General features: G+C 66.5%; 18 protein-coding genes. 9 read left to right on the top strand and 9 right to left on the bottom strand.

Annotated features, from left to right (window positions below; all coding sequences use genetic code 11):
• Positions 1-147: 147 nt before the first annotated feature.
• Together LPN03_RS18455 and LPN03_RS18460 are read right to left on the bottom strand one after the other, a co-directional pair.
• Positions 148-339, bottom strand: coding sequence for a hypothetical protein (locus tag LPN03_RS18455; RefSeq protein WP_165182610.1), 192 nt, complete (start codon positions 337-339; stop codon positions 148-150).
• Between the two features lie 60 nt (positions 340-399).
• Positions 400-792 carry a DUF1304 domain-containing protein gene (locus tag LPN03_RS18460; RefSeq protein ID WP_165182609.1) on the bottom strand — a complete coding sequence of 131 codons (393 nt, stop codon included), beginning with the start codon at positions 790-792 and terminating at the stop codon, positions 400-402.
• Positions 793-1,083: 291 nt separating this feature from the next.
• Between LPN03_RS18460 and LPN03_RS18465 the strand changes: the two genes are divergently transcribed.
• Together LPN03_RS18465 and LPN03_RS18470 are read left to right on the top strand one after the other, a co-directional pair.
• Positions 1,084-1,314 carry a hypothetical protein gene (locus LPN03_RS18465; RefSeq protein ID WP_165182608.1) on the top strand — a complete coding sequence of 77 codons (231 nt, stop codon included), beginning with the start codon at positions 1,084-1,086 and terminating at the stop codon, positions 1,312-1,314.
• Positions 1,315-1,454: 140 nt separating this feature from the next.
• Entirely contained in the window at positions 1,455-2,822 is a 1,368-nt protein-coding gene (locus LPN03_RS18470; RefSeq protein WP_165182607.1) for an MFS transporter, read from the top strand.
• A 32-nt stretch (positions 2,823-2,854) separates the two neighbouring features.
• On the opposite strand, the gene LPN03_RS18475 is transcribed toward LPN03_RS18470, so the two are convergent.
• From LPN03_RS18475 to LPN03_RS18490, 4 genes are all read right to left on the bottom strand, one after another.
• On the bottom strand, positions 2,855-4,603 hold the full coding sequence (locus tag LPN03_RS18475; protein ID WP_165182606.1) for a pyruvate dehydrogenase: 1,749 nt from the start codon (positions 4,601-4,603) through the stop codon (positions 2,855-2,857).
• 193 nt (positions 4,604-4,796) lie between these two features.
• Complete coding sequence (locus LPN03_RS18480) at positions 4,797-5,942, bottom strand: mannitol-1-phosphate 5-dehydrogenase (RefSeq protein ID WP_262455443.1); 1,146 nt, start codon at positions 5,940-5,942, stop codon at positions 4,797-4,799.
• Positions 5,942-7,867 (bottom strand): PTS mannitol transporter subunit IICBA, encoded by a 1,926-nt coding sequence (locus tag LPN03_RS18485; protein ID WP_262455444.1) that lies wholly within the window; start codon positions 7,865-7,867, stop codon positions 5,942-5,944. The genes LPN03_RS18480 and LPN03_RS18485 overlap by 1 nt, the downstream gene beginning before the upstream one ends.
• A gap of 63 nt (positions 7,868-7,930) precedes the next feature.
• A complete protein-coding gene (locus tag LPN03_RS18490) occupies positions 7,931-8,653 on the bottom strand; it encodes a TetR/AcrR family transcriptional regulator (RefSeq protein ID WP_165182603.1) in 723 nt (240 codons plus the stop codon).
• 148 nt (positions 8,654-8,801) lie between these two features.
• Here LPN03_RS18490 and ptsP point away from each other — a divergent pair, with 148 nt between their 5' ends.
• Complete coding sequence (gene ptsP, locus LPN03_RS18495) at positions 8,802-10,487, top strand: phosphoenolpyruvate--protein phosphotransferase (protein WP_262455445.1); 1,686 nt, start codon at positions 8,802-8,804, stop codon at positions 10,485-10,487.
• Between the two features lie 63 nt (positions 10,488-10,550).
• Positions 10,551-10,829, top strand: a complete 279-nt coding sequence (locus tag LPN03_RS18500) for an HPr family phosphocarrier protein (RefSeq protein WP_165182601.1) — start codon at positions 10,551-10,553, stop codon at positions 10,827-10,829.
• A gap of 38 nt (positions 10,830-10,867) precedes the next feature.
• Here LPN03_RS18500 and LPN03_RS18505 read toward each other — a convergent pair whose 3' ends face one another.
• Both LPN03_RS18505 and LPN03_RS18510 read right to left on the bottom strand, forming a co-directional pair.
• Positions 10,868-11,155 (bottom strand): MoaD/ThiS family protein, encoded by a 288-nt coding sequence (locus tag LPN03_RS18505; RefSeq protein WP_165182600.1) that lies wholly within the window; start codon positions 11,153-11,155, stop codon positions 10,868-10,870.
• A 10-nt stretch (positions 11,156-11,165) separates the two neighbouring features.
• On the bottom strand, positions 11,166-12,278 hold the full coding sequence (locus LPN03_RS18510) for a WD40/YVTN/BNR-like repeat-containing protein (protein ID WP_165182599.1): 1,113 nt from the start codon (positions 12,276-12,278) through the stop codon (positions 11,166-11,168).
• 136 nt (positions 12,279-12,414) lie between these two features.
• On the opposite strand from LPN03_RS18510, the gene LPN03_RS18515 reads away from it, so the two are divergent.
• From LPN03_RS18515 to LPN03_RS18530, 4 genes are all read left to right on the top strand, one after another.
• Positions 12,415-12,738 carry a metal-sensitive transcriptional regulator gene (locus LPN03_RS18515; RefSeq protein WP_165182598.1) on the top strand — a complete coding sequence of 108 codons (324 nt, stop codon included), beginning with the start codon at positions 12,415-12,417 and terminating at the stop codon, positions 12,736-12,738.
• 4 nt (positions 12,739-12,742) lie between these two features.
• Positions 12,743-12,970, top strand: a complete 228-nt coding sequence (locus LPN03_RS18520) for a heavy-metal-associated domain-containing protein (protein WP_165182597.1) — start codon at positions 12,743-12,745, stop codon at positions 12,968-12,970.
• An 18-nt stretch (positions 12,971-12,988) separates the two neighbouring features.
• Positions 12,989-15,364, top strand: a complete 2,376-nt coding sequence (locus tag LPN03_RS18525) for a heavy metal translocating P-type ATPase (RefSeq protein ID WP_165182596.1) — start codon at positions 12,989-12,991, stop codon at positions 15,362-15,364.
• An 84-nt stretch (positions 15,365-15,448) separates the two neighbouring features.
• A complete protein-coding gene (locus LPN03_RS18530; RefSeq protein WP_165182595.1) occupies positions 15,449-16,141 on the top strand; it encodes an SDR family oxidoreductase in 693 nt (230 codons plus the stop codon).
• A 4-nt stretch (positions 16,142-16,145) separates the two neighbouring features.
• On the opposite strand, the gene LPN03_RS18535 is transcribed toward LPN03_RS18530, so the two are convergent.
• Positions 16,146-17,177 (bottom strand): EamA family transporter, encoded by a 1,032-nt coding sequence (locus LPN03_RS18535; RefSeq protein ID WP_262455446.1) that lies wholly within the window; start codon positions 17,175-17,177, stop codon positions 16,146-16,148.
• 73 nt (positions 17,178-17,250) lie between these two features.
• Here LPN03_RS18535 and LPN03_RS18540 point away from each other — a divergent pair, with 73 nt between their 5' ends.
• Positions 17,251-17,823, top strand: a complete 573-nt coding sequence (locus LPN03_RS18540) for a CGNR zinc finger domain-containing protein (RefSeq protein ID WP_262455447.1) — start codon at positions 17,251-17,253, stop codon at positions 17,821-17,823.
• Positions 17,824-17,866 lie beyond the last annotated feature (43 nt).

Here is a 17,866-nt window from a genome sequence, read left to right on the forward strand (position 1 = left end):
GTCCCGCCCGGGCCGCGAAGATCACATTCCGCCCGCCCCGCACCCCGCCGAGATAGCGGTACCGCGCCGAGACGTGCGGAAAATTCTTGCCGGATTCGGCGCTCTTCCGCTATCTCGGCGAAGGAACGGGATGGAACAGGAACGGCGTCAGTCGACAAACTCCGATTGCGTCTCAATGAACGCCCACTCGCGCCGCGTGAGCGTGCCGCCCACCACCTCGCCACCGGCCGCCCTGACAGCAGCCAGCACGTGCTCGGGAACCGTCTCCGCTTCCAGGTTTTCGCGCAGCCACTCCTTGGCCGCCAGGTCCATTTCAAGCCACCACAGATGAATTTCCACTTCGGGCACCCCCTTAGGATGTCCTTAAACGCTATGCCCGTTCCGGGCGCCTTTCAATGCTTAAACGTTTGTCGGCAGCCACACCAGGACAAGCACGACGGCGACCAGCGGCAGGGTGAGCTGCACCAAGGCCGCCTTCGCCTTGGACGGCGAGGAAATCAGCAGCACCAGTCCCGCGGCGAGCATGGAACCAGCCCCGGCCAGGACCAGCGCCGCACCGACGGAATGATGGCCGGATGCGGCAGCGATGACGCCGGCAAGCGTCACAATGGCAAGAAAGAGATTGTAGAAGCCCTGGTTGAAGGCCAATTCCTTCGTTGCGTTCGCTTCCTCGGCCGTGGTGCCGAATGTTTTTCGCGTCGACACCGCAGTCCAGCGAAATGATTCCAACGCAAATATGTAGACGTGGAGTGCCGCTGCCAAAACAGCAAAGACAATTGCAGTTGTGAGCATCTGGAACCTGTCCCTCGCAGATTCCGGGGGCCGCGCCCCCGGTCCCGGCCCGTCCGGGAACTCAAGGATACGGGGTCATGTCCGCCGGGCGGCAGAACTCCTCGAGCACCGATTTAACACGATTCCATACTTCCACTATGTGAAAATCATATTTCCTCTTGTGGAAGATGCTGGAAAGTTTTAGAGTCGATACATCCTCAAAATGTGAGGTGCGCAACATCGACAATCCGTTACTTGATTGGTTGAAGTCCGATGAAAAATTCTGAAAACGGTGCATTGAAGGCGAGTTCGATGCACCCGCAGAAGGCCAGGCCCCGCAGCCTGGCCTTCTGCCAGATTCTGTTCGCCACGGTGGCATTGACAATATTTGGCCATTTGTGGCTGAACGCCGGTCATTCGCCACTCATGTGGGGCATGGAATCCGTCCTGGCGGCAGCAACACTGACCGCCCTGGCCCTCGCGGCGAGATCCGCCACCCACCGAACGCCTGTCCTGGCATTGGCCAACCACGCCCGCCGCTAGCCATGCAGCCATTCCCGGTGCGCGCCGCGGTGCCCAAGCAGCACGCGTCCACACCCTACGACCGGGGTCCGCGCCCTGTCCCGGCAATGAAGCCGCACAGGCAGGGTACCGCCCAAAACTTTCCGTCCTGAGGATTCTCCATGTCCAAGACAGTTGAAAACCACCAAAAAATCCAGTCCACCACCCACAGCGCCCCCGCGAAACCCCGGGGCAAGGCGCGGTGGAACATTGCCCTGCTCATGGGCTTCGGCATCCTGATCAACTACATTGACCGGCTTTCGATCTCCGTCACGCAGACACCGCTTTCGCACGAATTCGGCCTCACGGCCACCGAATTCGGTGTGCTCTCCTCCGCGTTCCTGTGGTCCTACGCGATCATGCAGATCCCCTCCGGCATGCTCCTGGACCGCTTCGGGGTGAAAAAGATCTGGGGCGCCAGCGCCGTGCTGTGGTTCATCGCCTCCGTGCTGACCGCAGTTGCCTCCGGCGCGTGGATCATCATCGTGGCCCGCGTTCTCCTCGGCGTGGCCGAAGCCCCCGCCTTCCCCGGCGCCATGAAGGCCACCGGCCTGTGGTTCCCCCGCCACGAACGCGGACTGTGCACCGCCATCTTCGACAGCGGCACCCGCCTGGCCAACGTCCTGGGCCTGCCCCTGATCGCCTTCACCGTGGCCACCTGGGGCTGGCGCGAAGCATTCTGGGTCCAGGCCGGGCTGTCACTGGTCTTCCTCGCCGCATTCCTCTGGAAGTACAGCGGACCCGCAGCCCGCCTGAAGAAGGCGCGCATGAGCCAGGAGGAATACAACTACATTGTCGACGGCGGCGCCTCCTCCGAATCAGTCCGCCCCAAAAGCGACCTGGCCACCGTCGGCTACCTGCTGCGCCAGCGCAAGGTCTGGGGCCTCTCCCTCGGACTCGCCGGGGCCGGCTACGTCCTCTGGATGCTGCTGACCTGGCTGCCGGGCTACATGCAAAAAAGCATGGACCAGAGCATCCTGCAAAGCGGCATCTACGCCGCCGTCCCCGCCCTGGCCATGTTCATCTCCGAACTGACCATCGGCGGCTGGTGGGTGGACCGGGTCATCGGCCGCGGCGCCAACGCCGACAAAGTCCGCAAAGGCATCATCGTCGCCGGCATGATAGTCGCCCTGCTCACCGTCGGTGCCGCCTTCAGCCACAGCGCCACCACCGCCATCATCTGGATCGCCGCCGGCAGCGCCGGAATCGCCCTCGTCTACGTCACCAGCAACTCCCTCCCGGCGCTCATCGCCCCCGAAGGCAGCGCCGGCTCCCTGGCCGCCATCGTCAACTGCGTCAACCTGCTCGCCGGCGTCGCCGCACCCATCGTCACCGGCATGGTCGTCGACATCACCGGCAGCTTCGCCTTCGCCTTCATCATCGGCGGCGTCGCCCTGGTCGGCGGCCTCCTCTCCTACATCCTCCTCATGGGGAAACTGGAACCCATCCCCGCACGCGCCGTGGTCCACGACGACTCCGTCGCCGCATAAACACCTCCCGCGGGGCCGGCCCCGGACCGGGGTCAGCCGCGCGGGATGTTGCGCAAGTTGCTCCGGGCCATGCTGACAGCCTCCCCCGCACCCTTGTTCAGCACAATCTTGGACATGGCCGTGGCAAACCCCAGCACCTGCCCGCCCTTGATCTTCGGCGGGATTGACAGCGCGTTCGGGTCCGTGACCAGTTCCACCAGAGACGGGCCATCGTACGCAAACGCCGCCCGGTAGGCGTCCGCAATGCCCGCTGGGTCCGTTACACGGACGGCATGGAAACCCATGGCAGCGGCAATGGCGGCGTAGTTCGTGTCCGGAACGTCAACGCCGAAGTCGGCCAGGCCGTCCACCAGCATTTCCAGCTTGACCATGCCCAGCGTGGAGTTGTTGAACACCACCACGTTGATGGGGAGCTTGTGCGCGGCCGCCGTGATGAGCTCGCCGAGGAGCATCGACAGGCCGCCGTCGCCGGACACCGAGATGACCTGCCGGTCCGGGTAGGCGGACTGGACTCCGATGGCCTGCGGCAGCGCATTCGCCATGGATCCGTGCAGGTAGGAGCCGATCAGCCGGCGCGTCCCCAGGGGGTTGATGTAGCGTGCCGTCCACACATTGCACATGCCCGTGTCCGCCGTGAAGATGGCATCCTTGGCCGCAATTTCATCCAGCAGGGAGGCCGCGTATTCGGGGTGGATGGGCACCAGCCTGTCCGCGTTGCGCGTGTAGGCACCCACCGCCTTGTTCATGAGCCGGTCATGTTTCTTCAGCATCTGGTCCAGGAAACGTGAATTGTTCTTCGGCTCCACCAGTGGGATCAGGGCCTGCAGGGTGGGCAGCACGTCGCCGTGCACGGCAATTTCGACGTCGGTGCGCCGGCCCAGGTGTTCCGGGGCCCGGTCCACCTGTGCGGTGCGGGTGCCGGGCAGGAATTGGTCGTACGGGAAGTCGGTGCCGAGCAGGATCAGCAGCTCGGCGTCGGCAATGCCCTCGGCGGCTGCACCGTAGCCCAGCAGCCCCGTCATGCCGATGTCGAAGGGGTTGCCGTACTGGATGAAGTCCTTGCCCCGCAGGCTGTGCCCGATGGGCGCCTTGACCAGTTCCGCGAGCGCAATGACTTCGTCGTGGGCGCCCTCCACACCGGCACCGGCAAAGATGGCCACCTTTTGCGCCCTGTTAATGGCGTCGGCCAGCTCCTTCACGCTTTCCTGGGCGGGCACCAGTGACGCGCGGGTGTAGGGGCGCCGGTGTGGCGTGGGTGCGCTGGCAGGAAGGCTTGCGATGTCGCCCGGCAAGGTCACGACGGCGACACCCCTCAGGCCGATGGCATGGGAAATGGCGCTGCGCATGACCCTGGGTGCCTGCTCCGCGGTGCTGACCAGCTCCGAATACACGGAGCATTCGTCAAAGATCCTGTCGGGGTGGGTTTCCTGGAAAAACCCGCTGCCGATCTGCTTGCTGGGGATGTGGGAGGCGATGGCCAGCACGGGCGCACCGGTGCGGTTGGCGTCGTACAGCCCGTTCATCAGGTGCAGGTTCCCGGGGCCGCAGGAACCCGCGCACACGGCCAGTTCCCCCGTGAGCTGCGCTTCGGCGCCGGCGGCGAAAGCGGCCGCTTCCTCGTGCCGGACGTGGATCCAGTCGATTCCTCCGTTGCTGGCACCCCCGGTTTTCCGCACGGCGTCCACCAGCGGGTTAAGGCTGTCGCCCACAATCCCGTAGATGCGCCGCACTCCGGCAAACTGCAACTGTTCAATGAGTTGGGTGGCAAGTTCCTTGGCCATGGGCACATCCTTCAACCGGAAGCTGATCCGCACGAACTGTTACCGCCAACCTACCGCAGGGATGTGCCCGGAGCATGGCATGGTGGCCTGTTTTCTGCCGCCGTCAGGGCCTGACCCACAGACGGAAGGGCCCGGCACCCCCGGTGCCGGGCCCTTCACGTTCCACAAACGCGGCTGGATCCGCAATGAGCAGTTACCGCGCCTGCGCCGCTTCCACCACGGCGTTGACGGCGGCGAACAGCGGGTGCGCCGGGGCCAGCCCCGTGATGCGTTCCGTGGCGGCCGCCGCGGGGTTGTCAGCCAGGATGGACGCCAATTCCACGGCCTCGGCGTCACCTGGATCGTCAAACCGCAGTGCCGCGCCGATGGCCTCCAGCAGGGCCGCAGGTTTCACGCCGTTTTCCGCGAGCTCGGCCGCAGGGCCAATGAAGCGCTCATGGCGGCTGAGCTTGCGCAGGGGCGCCCGGCCCACCCGCACCACGGTGTCAGGCAGGTGTTCGTTGGCGAACCGGACCAGGATCTTTTGCACATAGGCTTCCTGTTCCGCCTCGGCAAAACCGTGCTTCGCCACCAGCAGCTGCTTCGTTTCTTCCAGCACGGCGCGGACCCTGGCCTGGACGGACGGGTCAGCCATGGCGTCGGAAATTTTCTCCAGCCCGGCGGCCCGGCCAAAGTAGGCCGTGGACGCGTGTCCCGTGTTCACAGTGAACAGCTTGCGTTCAATGTACGGGCCAAGGCTGTCCACAAACGTGACGCCCGGAATGGCCGGTTCAGCCCCGCGGAACGGGGTCTTGTCGATGACCCATTCAAAGAACGTCTCCACCGTGACGTCCAGCCCCTGGCCCGGTGCCTGGTTGGGCACAATCCGGTCCACTGCCGTGTTGGCAAACACGGCCGCCGAATCCACGGCGGCCTGCCCCGCTGCCCCGTCGGCGCGGACTGCCGCCTCCAGGATGTCCGTGGCATTGATGGCGTTCTCGCAGGCCATGACCTGCAAGGGCGCCGGCCCGGCATCCCGGGCCGCAATGCCGCGGGCAATCAACGGCGCCACGAACTTGAGGATGTTCGGGCCCACCGCGGTGGTGACCATGTCCGCCGTCGCAATTTCCGCGACCACGGCGTCCGGTGCGGCAGCCGAATTCAGTGCCCTGAAGTTGTCCACCGTGTGCACGGCCGGGTTCTCGCCCACCTCGTGCACCTGATAGCTGTCCGCCGCGGCCAGCTGGTCGATGAGCGCAGCGGCCACGTCGGCAAAGACAATCTCGTAGCCGGCGTTGTGCAGCAGCAGGCCAACAAATCCGCGGCCAATGTTCCCGGCCCCAAAATGAACTGTTTTCACTATGCGTTGACCTTCCGGAAGATGTCCAGGACTTCATCCACCGAGGAGGCGGCCTCCAGGCGGGCCACCTGGTCCTTGTCGGTGAAGACCCGGGCGATGGAGGACAGGATGGCCAGGTGCTCGTTGTTCACTCCGGCCACGCCCACCACAAACTTCACGGGCTTGCCGTTCCAGTCGATGCCTTCCGGGTACCGGATGATGGAGACGGCAGAGCTGGAGATGTTCCCCTTGGCCTCATTGGTCCCGTGCGGGATGGCCAGGAAGTTGCCCATGTAGGTGGACACCGATTCCTCGCGCTCATGCATGGCTGCCACGTACGCGGCATTCACTGCCCCGCGGGCCAGCAGCAGCGCGCCGGCCTCGTCAATGGCCGCATCCCGGGTGCCGGCGGTCCCGTTCAGGACCACGCTTTCGCGGGCCAGGATGGAACCTGCGGCGAGTGCCTCATCATCCCCAGGCACGACGGCGGCTGCCGTTGCAGGTGCCGCGCCCGCGCCGTTGCTGGCCTTGACCAGCTCCACGATTTCCGCATAGCGCGGGCTGTTCATGAAGTTGTCCACGGAGAAGTGGGCCGCGCTGGTGGTGTACGGCGCCGCGCGTTCGGCCAGGTCCTGGTGGGTGACCACCACGTCGTAGCTGTCCGTCAGGTTCGCGATGGCCGAATTGGTCACCTTGACCTCCGGGAAGCCGGCCTTCTTGATCATGTTCCGCAGCACCGAGGCGCCCATGGCACTCGAGCCCATGCCGGCGTCGCAGGCGAAGACAACGGTGGAGATGGGGCCCTTGGTGGCGGCACCGGCGAGCATCGAGGCAACGGAGCTCTTCTTGCCCTTCATGGCCTCCATCTTGGCCGTGGCCTCGCCCAGGTTGTCGGATTCCGCCGGAACGGGGCTGATCCTGAGGATGAAGGAGCCGACCAGGAAGGAGACTGTGGCGGCCAGCACCACGGACAAGGTCACGCCCACATAGCTGTCACTGGCCGTCATGGCGTATACGGCGAAGATGCTGCCAGGGGCGGCTGGGGCGCGCAGCCCGGAACCGGTGATGACCAGCATGAAGATGCCTGTCATGCCGCCGCCAATGGTGGCCAGGATCATGACGGGCTTCATCAGCACGTACGGGAAGTAGATTTCGTGGATGCCGCCCAGGAACTGGATCAGCGCGGCGCCGGGGGCGGAGGCCTTCGCCAGGCCCTTGCCGAAGATCGCGTAGGCCAGCAGCAGGCCCAGGCCGGGGCCGGGGTTGGCTTCCAGCAGGAACAGGATGGACTTGCCCTGCTGCAGTGCCTGTTCGGTGCCCAGCGGGGTCAGGATGCCGTGGTTGACGGCGTTGTTCAGGAACAGGACCTTGGCGGGTTCAATGAAGATACTGGTAAACGGCAGCAGGCCGTGATGGACCAGGAACTGGACCACGTTGCCGGCACCGTTGCTGAAGGCGATCACCACCGGCCCCACCACCAGCTTGCCGATGATCGCCATGATGGCGGCCAGGATGCCGGCGGAGAAGTTGTCGATTAGCATCTCAAAGCCGGGCTTGATGCGGCCTTCCCAGATCTTGTCGAGCTTCATCATGAGCCATGCCGTCAGCGGACCCATGAGCATGGCACCAATGAACATGGGGATGTCGGTACCGACAATGACACCCATGGTTGCTGCGGCGCCGACCACGCCGCCGCGGACGCCATGGACCATCTTTCCGCCCGTGTACGCGATCAGCAGGGGCAGCAGGTAGGTGATCATGGGGCCCACCATCTCGTTCAGCGTCCCGTTGGGGGTGAAGCCCGTGGGGATGAAGAAGGCGGTGACTATGCCCCAGGCAATGAATGCCCCAATGTTGGGCATGATCATGCCAGAGAGGAAAGTGCCGAACCTCTGCACCTTGACCCTGGCGCCGCCCTTTGTGGCGGTCACTGATGGTGTTGCCATGAGAGTTTCCTAACCGTAAAGCCTGCACCAATGCAGGAATGTTGGTATTGCGTGGTGGTGGAACTATGAAGTTTTGGCGATGCGGTCCAGCCACTCCAGGAACATCTTCAGCTCCGTGCTGGATAGCTGCTCGGGGTGGGAGGATTCAAGGGCTGCGTTCAAGGCGATGGCTGCCACCACCACCGACGGCGCCGCCACGGGGGTGGGTGCCGATGCCAGCTCGGCATCCGATGAAACGGCGGAAATCACAGCCTCCCGAGTCATGGTTGACAACTCGAAGTTGCGGTCCGCCACCGGCTCGGCGATGAGCATCAGCGTCACCCCCACATTGGCCGCCAAAATGCTGCGGGCGGCCTCGCGGGGCGGGACGCTGAGCTGGCCGGCCGAAGCCGCCTTGTCCAGCATCTCCTCCATGTACGCCTCGGCTTCGGCAACCCGTGACGAGCGGCTGCCGGGACGAATGTTGCCAAACATCACCGCATAAAGCTGCGGCCTGTCCAGGCCGAACTGGATGTGGTTGTCCCACATCCGGCGGACATCCTGAAGCGGTTGGCCGGTCGGCGCAAAATTGCGCTCTCCTGCCACATACTCCTCAAAGCCCGCATCAAGGACTGCGTTGAACAGCCCCTCCTTGTCACCAAAGTGGTGGTACAGCGTTGGTGCAGTCACCCCGGCCATCTCGGTGATCTGCCGAGTGGAGACAGGGGCGCCATCTGAGTCGGCGAGCAGTTGTGCCGCCGCGTTCAGCAACCGGGTCTTGGGCGGAAGCTGGCCGTTGAAGTTCATGACTGCTACCCTAGCATCTATAGCATTGCTATATGAAGTGAATCACAAGTTATCTTTAAAGGAAACCCCCACCCGCGGGGCGTCCCACGGCAGGCACAGCGGCCCGCCGGCCGGCGCCAAGGCCAGACACAGGAATTGAGGAATTTCAATGCAGAGTTTCCCAGGAGTTGGCGTCAGCCCCGGACGCATCACGGGGACCATCAAGCAGATGCCGCGGCCGCTGGCGGAGCCTCCCGCCGGGGAGAAACTGGCAGCGGGAACCGATGCTGCCACCGCCACGGCAGCACTCCAGACGGCATCCAAGGCCGTCCAGGCGGAGCTGCAGGCGCGGGCCGCCACGGCCCGGGCCGACGCCAAGGCAGTGCTGGAAGCCACCGCCCTGATGGCCGTGGACCCCATGCTCATCAAGTCCGCCGTCAAGCTGGTCAACGCCGGGACCTCCGCCGAACGCGCCGTCTGGGAGGCTGCCGAAGCTGTCGCCGCCATGCTGGTGAACCTGGGAGGCTACATGGCCGAGCGTGCCACCGACGTGCTGGATGTGCGCGCACGCATTGTCGCGTCCCTGCGCGGCGTCCCGGCACCTGGCATCCCCTCCTCGGACCAGCCGTTCATCCTCGTGGCCGAGGACCTGGCCCCGGCCGACACCGCCACGCTGGATCCGGAAAAGGTCACGGCGCTCCTCACGGCAGGAGGCGGCCCGCAATCCCACACCGCCATCATCGCCCGGTCCCTGGGCCTGCCCGCAGTGGTGGCCGCCGTCGGCATTGACCAGCTGTCCGACGGTACCGAGGTGTACGTGGACGGCGCGGCCGGCACCATCACCACCCAACCCGGCGAGGCAGAGCGCGCCGCTGCCGCCGCCTGGGCCGCGAACTCCTCCCTTTTGTCGGTCTTTGACGGCAACGGCACCACGGCGGACGGCCACCTGGTGCCCTTGCTCGCCAATGTGGGCGGGGCTGCGGACGCCGTCAAGGCCGCCGCGGCCGGCGCCCAGGGCGTGGGGCTGCTGCGCACCGAATTCTGCTTCCTTGAACGCGACACCGAGCCCAGCCGCGAGGAACAGGTGGCTGCCTACCGCGGGGTTTTTGACGCCTTCCCCGGCAAGAAAGTGGTGCTCCGCACGCTCGACGCCGGCGCAGACAAGCCCCTGCCCTTCCTCACCGACGCCACGGAGCCAAACCCCGCCCTGGGTGTGCGCGGCTACCGCACGGACACCTCCTCACCGGGCGTGCTGGAACGCCAGCTTGCCGCCGTCGCCGAAGCCGCCGGCGGCTCCGAGGCGGACGTGTGGGTCATGGCGCCCATGATCTCCACCCCGGCGGAGGCCGCCGATTTTGCCGCCATGTGCACGGCGGCCGGCCTGAAGGTTCCCGGCGTCATGGTGGAAGTCCCCTCTGCCGCCGTGACCAGCCAGTCCATCCTGCGGGAGGTGGCCTTTGCCAGCCTGGGCACCAACGATCTCACGCAGTACACCATGGCCGCGGACCGCCAGCTGGGCCCCCTGGCCGCCCTGAACAACCCGTGGCAGCCCGCCGTGCTCCAGCTGGTGCGCCTCACGGTGGCCGGGGCCCTGGCCGAGGGCAGTGGGAAGCCGGTGGGCGTCTGCGGCGAGGCTGCCGCGGACCCGGCCCTCGCCGTCGTGCTGGTGGGGCTGGGCGTGTCCACCCTGTCCATGACGGCCCGCTCGCTGGCTGCCGTCGGCGCGGTCCTGGCCACAGTGACGCTGAAAGAGGCGCAGGAAATCGCTACACTGGCACTCTCGGCAAACAGTCCCGCGCAGGCAAAGGACTGGGCGCGGGAGAAGCTGCCCATCCTTGCCAAGCTTGGGCTATGAGCAGACACACCTGGCGGGGCCTTTCCGGACCCGCCTGATCCACCCCGTCCCACAGGAGGAACCATGTCCGAACGCAAAGCAACCGTAGCCAGCAGCTCCGGGCTGCACGCCCGCCCCGCCTCACTGTTCGCCGCAGCCGCCGGCGAAGTGGGCGTGGAAGTCACCATCGCCATGGACGGGGCGCCGGCCGAGGACGCCATGGACGCCAGCAGCATCCTCTCGCTCATGACCCTGGGCGCCGAGCACGGCAGCGTGGTGGTGCTGCGTGCCGAGGGCGACGGCGCCGATGCGGCGCTCGACAAGCTCGCGGCCATGCTGGAAACGGACCTGGACGCCGTCTAGGCCCTTCCACCTGCCGGCACGCAAGCGCCGGCCGCGCGTCAGCCGCCGGCCACGGACTGGATGATCATCAGTTCCTGGCCGGCGGCCACGGGCGTGGCCAGCCCGGCCATGCGCCGGACGTCGTCGCCGTCAAGGTAAATGTTCACAAAGCGGCGCAGCGCCCCGGTTTCGTCGCGGACCCGCCGGCCAAAGGTGGGGAAGCCTCCGCCGATGGCGTCCAGCAGTTCCGCCACCGTGGCGCCGCCGCCCACGTCCAGGCGCAGCTGCTCCTGCCCGCCGGTGAGCGGGCGCAGCAGGCTGGGGATGAGCACCGTCACCTCCGGCATGTGCCCTCCCTTAGAGTTCGACGGCGGCCGCGCGGACGCACAATACGTCCGGCAGCTGCTTGAGGACGGGCGTGAAGGTGTTGCCCTCGTCGGCGCTGGCGTAAACCGTGCCGCCGCGGGTGCCGAAGTACACGCCCACGGGCTCGGCCGTGTCCACGGATGCCGCGTCCCTGAGCACCACATTGTAGTCCGGCTCCACCACGCCTTCGGCCAGGCGCGTCCACGAGGCGCCGCCGTCGTCCGTGCGGTGCACGGCCAGCTGGCCGCCCGGCGGAATCCGCTCGCTGTCGGCAGTGATCGGCACCACCCAGGCGGTCCCGGAGCGGCGCGGGTGCGCCATCATGGTGAAGCCGAAGTCCGCCGGCAGGCCCTCCGCGATGGACGTCCAGGTGTCGCCGTTGTCATCCGTGCGGTACACCCCGCCGTGGTTCTGGGCGTAAAGCACCTCCGGCTTGACCGCGTCCCGGGCCACCTTGTGCACGCACTGGCCAAATTCGGGTGTCTCGTCCGGCATGAAGTCGGCGCCAATCCCCCTGTTCCGCGGCTCCCAGGACTCCCCGCCGTCGGTGCTGCGGTAGACGCCGCCGGTGCTCATGGCGATATGGATGGTGTTGGGGTCCGAAGGGCTGGGCAGCACGGTGTGGGCGGCGGCGCCGCCAAAGCCGGCACCCCATTCCGTCCGGTGGGGATGGTCCCACAGCCCGCGGTTGAGCTCAAAGTGCTCGCCGCCGTCGGTGGATTTCCAGACCGAGATGGGCTCGCAGCCGGCCCACACCACGCCGGGCCGCTCCGCCGTGTCCGGCTGCAGCTGCCACACGCGTTCCAGTGCGGCCTCCGTGTCGGCAGGGAAGGTGATGGCGCCGTTTTCCGGTTCGCTCCACGTTGCCCCGAGGTCGTCCGAGTGCGCCACGGTGGGTCCCCAGTGCTCGCTGCGCACGCCCACCAATATGCGCGTGGCGCCGTTGCGGGTATCGATGCCGATGCTTGGAATCTCATTCATCAGGAAGTGCGGACCGGTAAAAGAGTAGTTCGAACGGTCCGTGCTGGTGCCGAGCCACAGGCCCTTTTTGGTGCCCACGGCCAGCAGGTAGGTTGTCTTTGACGTATCTCCGTTGGTAGCCATGGGGTCAAGTCTTGTCATGTAGGCCCCCGGCGGCAAGACTTTCCGGCAGGTAACTTTCGTTCCGGGGCCCGCATCGTTTCCAAGATACCCCCACAGGGTATTTGACACATACCCCATGGGGGTATACCTTGAGACCATGAGCAATGAAGAGGAACCCGCCGGCCCCTATGGCTACTCCGAGCAGAAGCAGGCCTACCTGCGCCGGCTGAAGCGTGCCGAGGGCCAGGTCCGCGGCATCGCCCGGATGGTGGAGGAAGACAAGTACTGCATCGACATCCTCACCCAGATGGCCGCCGTCAACAAGGCCCTGCACGCCGTCAGCATCGGCCTGCTCGAAGACCACATCGCGCACTGCGTGGTCAATGCCGCCCATGAATCCCAGTCATCCGGCAACCCGGAAATCGTTTCCGGAAAAGTATCCGAAGCCACCGCCGCAATATCCCGCCTACTCAGGAGCTAAAGCCATGAGCCACACCACCACCATCAACGTTTCCGGCATGACCTGCGGACACTGTGTCAGCTCCGTCACCGAGGAACTCTCCGATTTGAAGGGCGTGGAAAACGTCGCCGTCGACCTTAACGCCGGCGGCATCTCCGAGGTCACCATCACCTCCACCCTCACCCTGGATCCGGCAGAAATCAGCGAGGCCGTGGCGGAAGCCGGCTACCTGGTTGTCGCCAACAACGCTTAAACAACACTAAGGAGCGCCATGAGCGCCGCAGAAATCTTGTCCCAGACCGCCTCCCCCGGACCCCGCACCGTCGAAATCGACATCCAGGGCATGACCTGTGCATCGTGCGTCAGCCGGGTGGAACGCAAGCTGGGCAAGCTCGAAGGCGTCAGCGCCTCCGTGAACCTCCCGCTGGAAACAGCCCAGGTCACGGTCCCCGCCGGCATTACCGACCAGCAAATCATCGACACCGTCAAGGCCACCGGCTACACGGCCACGCTGAAAAATCCCCCCGCGCCGCCCGCCATGAAGCACGACGCCGTTACCCACCTCTCGCACGACTCCCACCCGGGTGCCGCGCAGGAGGGTGCCGCGCAGGAGGGTGCCGCGCAGGAGGGTGCCGCGCACGGCGGCCATGATTCACATGAAGACCATATGGCCCACGGCGGCACCGCCGCCACGCTGCGCCCGCGCCTCATCCTGGCGGCCATCCTGACTGTCCCGGTCTTCCTGGTCTCCATGTTCCCGGCCCTGCAGTTCCCGCAATGGGGCTGGGTGGCCGGCATCCTGGCGCTGCCCGTGGTCACCTGGTCGGCTTGGCCGTTCCATCGTGCGGCGGCCATCAACGCCCGCCATTTCGCCTCCACCATGGACACCCTGGTCTCCATCGGCGTCACGGCGGCGTTCGTGTTTTCCGCCGTCGAACTGGCCCTGGACCCGTCGATGACCGCCCACGGTTCGGCCATGGAGGGGCATGCCCCGCTGTATTTTGAGGTCTCTTCCGTGGTGGTAACCTTCCTGCTGTTGGGCCGCTACCTGGAAGCCCGCGCCAAGTCCAAGGCCGGCGACGCCCTCAAGGCACTGCTGAACCTGGGCGCGAAGGAAGCCACCGTGCTGCGCAACGGCGTGGAGGTCAAGATCCCGGCTGCTGAGCTGGCCGTGGACGAGGTCTTCGTGGTCCGCCCCGGCGAGAAGATCGCCACGGATGGCATCGTCACCGACGGCACCTCCGCCGTGGACACCTCCCTCATCACGGGCGAATCCCTGCCCGTCGACGTCACGGCCGGCGACACCGTCACCGGCGCCACCATCAACACCTCCGGGCGCCTGCTGGTTAAGGCCACCCGCGTGGGCAGCGAAACCACCCTGGCCCAGATGGGCATGCTGGTCAGCGCCGCGCAGGCCGCCAAGGCCCCCATCGCCCGGCTGGCGGACCGGATCAGCTCCGTGTTCGTGCCGGTCGTGCTGGTCATCGCCGTCCTGACTTTCGCGCTGTGGCTGCTGCTGAGCGGCCCGGTGATTGAGCCTGCCGAAATCCAGCGCGCCTTCACGGCCGCCGTGGCCGTGCTGATCATTGCCTGCCCCTGCGCCCTGGGCCTGGCCACGCCCGTGGGCCTGCTGACAGGCACCGGCCGCGCGGCCCAGCTGGGCATCCTGATCAAGGGCCCGCAGGTCCTGGAGGACACCCGCACGGTGGACACCATCCTGCTGGACAAGACCGGCACCGTCACCGAAGGCCGCCTCTCAGTGGTCGACGTCGTCCCCCTCACCCAGGTGCCCGCCGCCGAAATCCTGCGCCTTGCCGGTGCCGTCGAGTCCCACAGCGAGCACCCCATCGCGCACGCCATCACAGCCCATGCCCGCGAAGCAGGCACACTCCCCGAGCTGAACGACTTCACGTCCGCACCGGGCGGCGGCGTCCGCGCCGTCATCGAAGGACGCGCCGTGCTGGCCGGCCGGGCGGGCTGGCTGGAGGAAAACGGCGTCGTGCTTTCCTCGGGGGCCCGGGCGTCATTGGCGGAGCAGCAGCAGCGCGGCACCACGGCCATCTGGGTTGCGGTGGACGGCGAGGCTGCGGGGCTCATCGCCCTCAAGGACACCATCAAGGCCGGCTCGAAGGATGCCATCGCCAAGTTGAAGGACCTGGGCCTGCGCCCCATCCTGCTGACCGGCGACAACGCCGCCGTGGCAGCACAGGTGGCGGCCGCCGTCGGAATTGCACGGGAGGATGTCTACGCAGAGGTCCTGCCCGAGGGCAAGGTTGAGGCGGTCAAGGGGTTGCAGGCCGACGGCGCCACGGTGGCCATGGCCGGCGACGGCGTGAACGACGCCGCGGCCCTGGCGCAGGCGGACCTCGGCATCGCCATGGGTTCGGGCACGGATGTGGCCATTGCTGCCGCGGACCTGACCGTCATGGGCAGCGATTTGGGCCAGGTGGCCACGGCCATTGCACTGTCCCGCCGGACGCTGGGCACCATCAAGGTGAACCTGTTCTGGGCGTTCTTCTACAACGCGATCGGCATTCCGGTGGCCGCACTGGGGCTGCTGAACCCGATGATCGCCGGGGCCGCGATGGCCGCCAGCTCAGTGCTGGTGGTGGCCAACTCCCTGCGGCTGCGCCGCTTCGGGCGCTAACGGACCCCTCTCCACGGCCCGCCTCCAAGATTTTGGGGGCGGGCTTCCCTATGTGACGGCCCGCCACAGGCGCACACTGGAATCATGACAACCACCCTGATTACCGGGGCCAACAAGGGCCTCGGATTTGAAACTGCCCGGCAGCTCGCGGCAGCCGGTCACACCGTATATCTTGGCTGCCGTGATTCCGGGCGCGGCCTGGCCGCCGCGAAATCCGCCGGCGGGCAATTCATTGAGCTTGACGTCACCTCGGACGCTTCCGTGGCAGCTGCTGCGCAGCGGATCCGCGGAGAGGCCGGCCGGCTGGACGTCCTGGTGAACAATGCAGGCATCTCCGGCGGGTTCACGGACCCCGCCGATGTCACGGCAGAGTCAATGCTGCAGGTCTACGACGTGAATGTCCTCGGCACGGTGCGGATGATTCATGCCTTCCTGCCGCTGCTGCGGGAATCGGCCGGGACAATCGTCAATGTCAGCTCGGGCATGGGCTCGATCACCATCACCTCCGACCCCGCCCGAGGCGAATCGGCGCTGCACTCGGTGGTGTATTCGTCGTCGAAGTCTGCGGTAAACATGCTGACCACCCAGTACGCGAAGGCGTTCCCGGAGCTGCGGATCAATGCCGTGGATCGGGGCTACACGAAAACGGAATTCAACGGCAACCGTGGCACCCAAACCGTTGAGGAGGGTGCCGAGGTCATCGTCAAGGCTGCCCTGGCCGGACCCGACGGGCCTACGGGAACGTACACGGACCGGTCGGGGCCGCTCCCCTGGTAGCCCCTTAGTTGGGTTCCCCTCGCGCCGGGGCACCCGCCGGCACGGCGTCCAGGTCCACGGCATAGGACGCGCCGCGCTGGCGGGGGCCGCGCAGCTCGTCGAGCCGGACCATCACCACGCCGGCCATGATGCACAGCCCGCCCACCAGCTGGATGAACCGGGGCATTTCCCCCAGCAGGATCCATGCCCACAGCACGGCAAACAGCACCTCGAACAGGGCCACGAAGGATGCCACCTTGGAGCCGAGCCCGCGCGTGGCGATGATCCCCGCCACGTAGGCGAAGACGGTGGTGACCAGGACCAGTCCCAGCACGGGCACCAGCCACGACACCCGGTGCCCGGCAAAGCCGACATCCGCGGTGGTGAAGGCCAGGGGCATGAGCCCGGCCAGGCCCAGCGCGAAAATCAGCGCGGCACCCACGGCCATGCCGCCGCCGGCCATGAGAATGGGCGGGACGTTGTCATTGCTGCGGGAGGACATGATGAAGAACACTGCCGAGCACACCGCGGCGGCCAGGCCCCACAGGATGCCGGTGACGCTGACCTTGGTGCTGCCGGCCAAATCCAGCACCAGCACCAGGCCGGACATGGCGCAGACGGCGCCGAGGATGGTCAGCAACCGCGGGCTGGTCCGGGTGCTCAGCCAGGCCCAACCCACCAGGAGCACCGGGGAAAGGTATTCCAACAGCAGCGCCACGCCCACGGAGAGGTGCGACACGGCGTTGAAGTAAAACAGCTGGCACAGTGCGATCGGCACAATCCCATACACGGCGATGCGCAACAGGGATCCCTTGACCTGGGCCCACTGCCGGACCAGGGCGATGGCCGCCGGTATCAGGAGCACCGCGGCGGCGCCGCCTATGCGGGCGGCCACGGCAGCCCCGGGCGACCAGCCGGCCTCGAACAAGGACTTCGCGAACGGGCCGGACAAGGCGAAAGTGGCCGCCGAGGCAAAGGCAAAGAGCAGTGCGGGTGAGGCGATCCGGGCAGGACCGGTCCCGGGCGGTGCCGTGGCGGCATTTCGTGAAATAGTCATGGGCGTGTCCGTATGTCAGCAGTCAAAGGAGTTAGACTCATGACATTACGCCCGTCGAATGTCAGGAGTCAACATGGTCTTTAGCAATGACACGGAAGTGGCGCTGCAGTCCGCCGTGAACCTGATCAACTCGGCGCCCATTGACCTGCTGCCGGACGGGAGCGTGTCCGGTGCGGACACGCTGGCCACCCTGGCCGAACTGGACGCCTTCGTGGCGGCGGAGCAGTTCTCCGGCTCGCGCGAACACTCCGCCGCCGAGCTGGCGGCCGTGCGGGATATGCGCGCGGAACTGCGCACCATCTGGACCGCCGGCGAGGACACCGCCGTCGAACGGGTCAACGCGCTGCTGGCCGGTGCACGCGCCCTCCCCCAGCTGGTCAGGCACGACCAGTGGGACTGGCACCTGCATGCCACGGCGCCGGCAGCACCGCTGGCGCAGCGCATGGGTGTGGAGGCGGCCATGGCCCTGGTGGACGTGATCCGCAGCAAGGAACTGGGGCGCCTGAAGGTGTGCGCTGCCGGCGACTGCCGGGCCGTGCTGATCGACCTGTCCAAGAACCGGTCCCGGCGGTACTGCGACACGGGCAATTGCGGCAACCGCGCCCACGTGGCCGCGTACCGGCGTCGAAAATCCGCCCAAACCTAGCCCGAACGGACATTTAACGTGGATGTTTTCGAAAAACATCCAC

It is taken from the genome of Arthrobacter sp. A2-55 (genome assembly GCF_025548615.1).
Classification (GTDB): Bacteria; Actinomycetota; Actinomycetes; order Actinomycetales; family Micrococcaceae; genus Specibacter; species Specibacter silviterrae.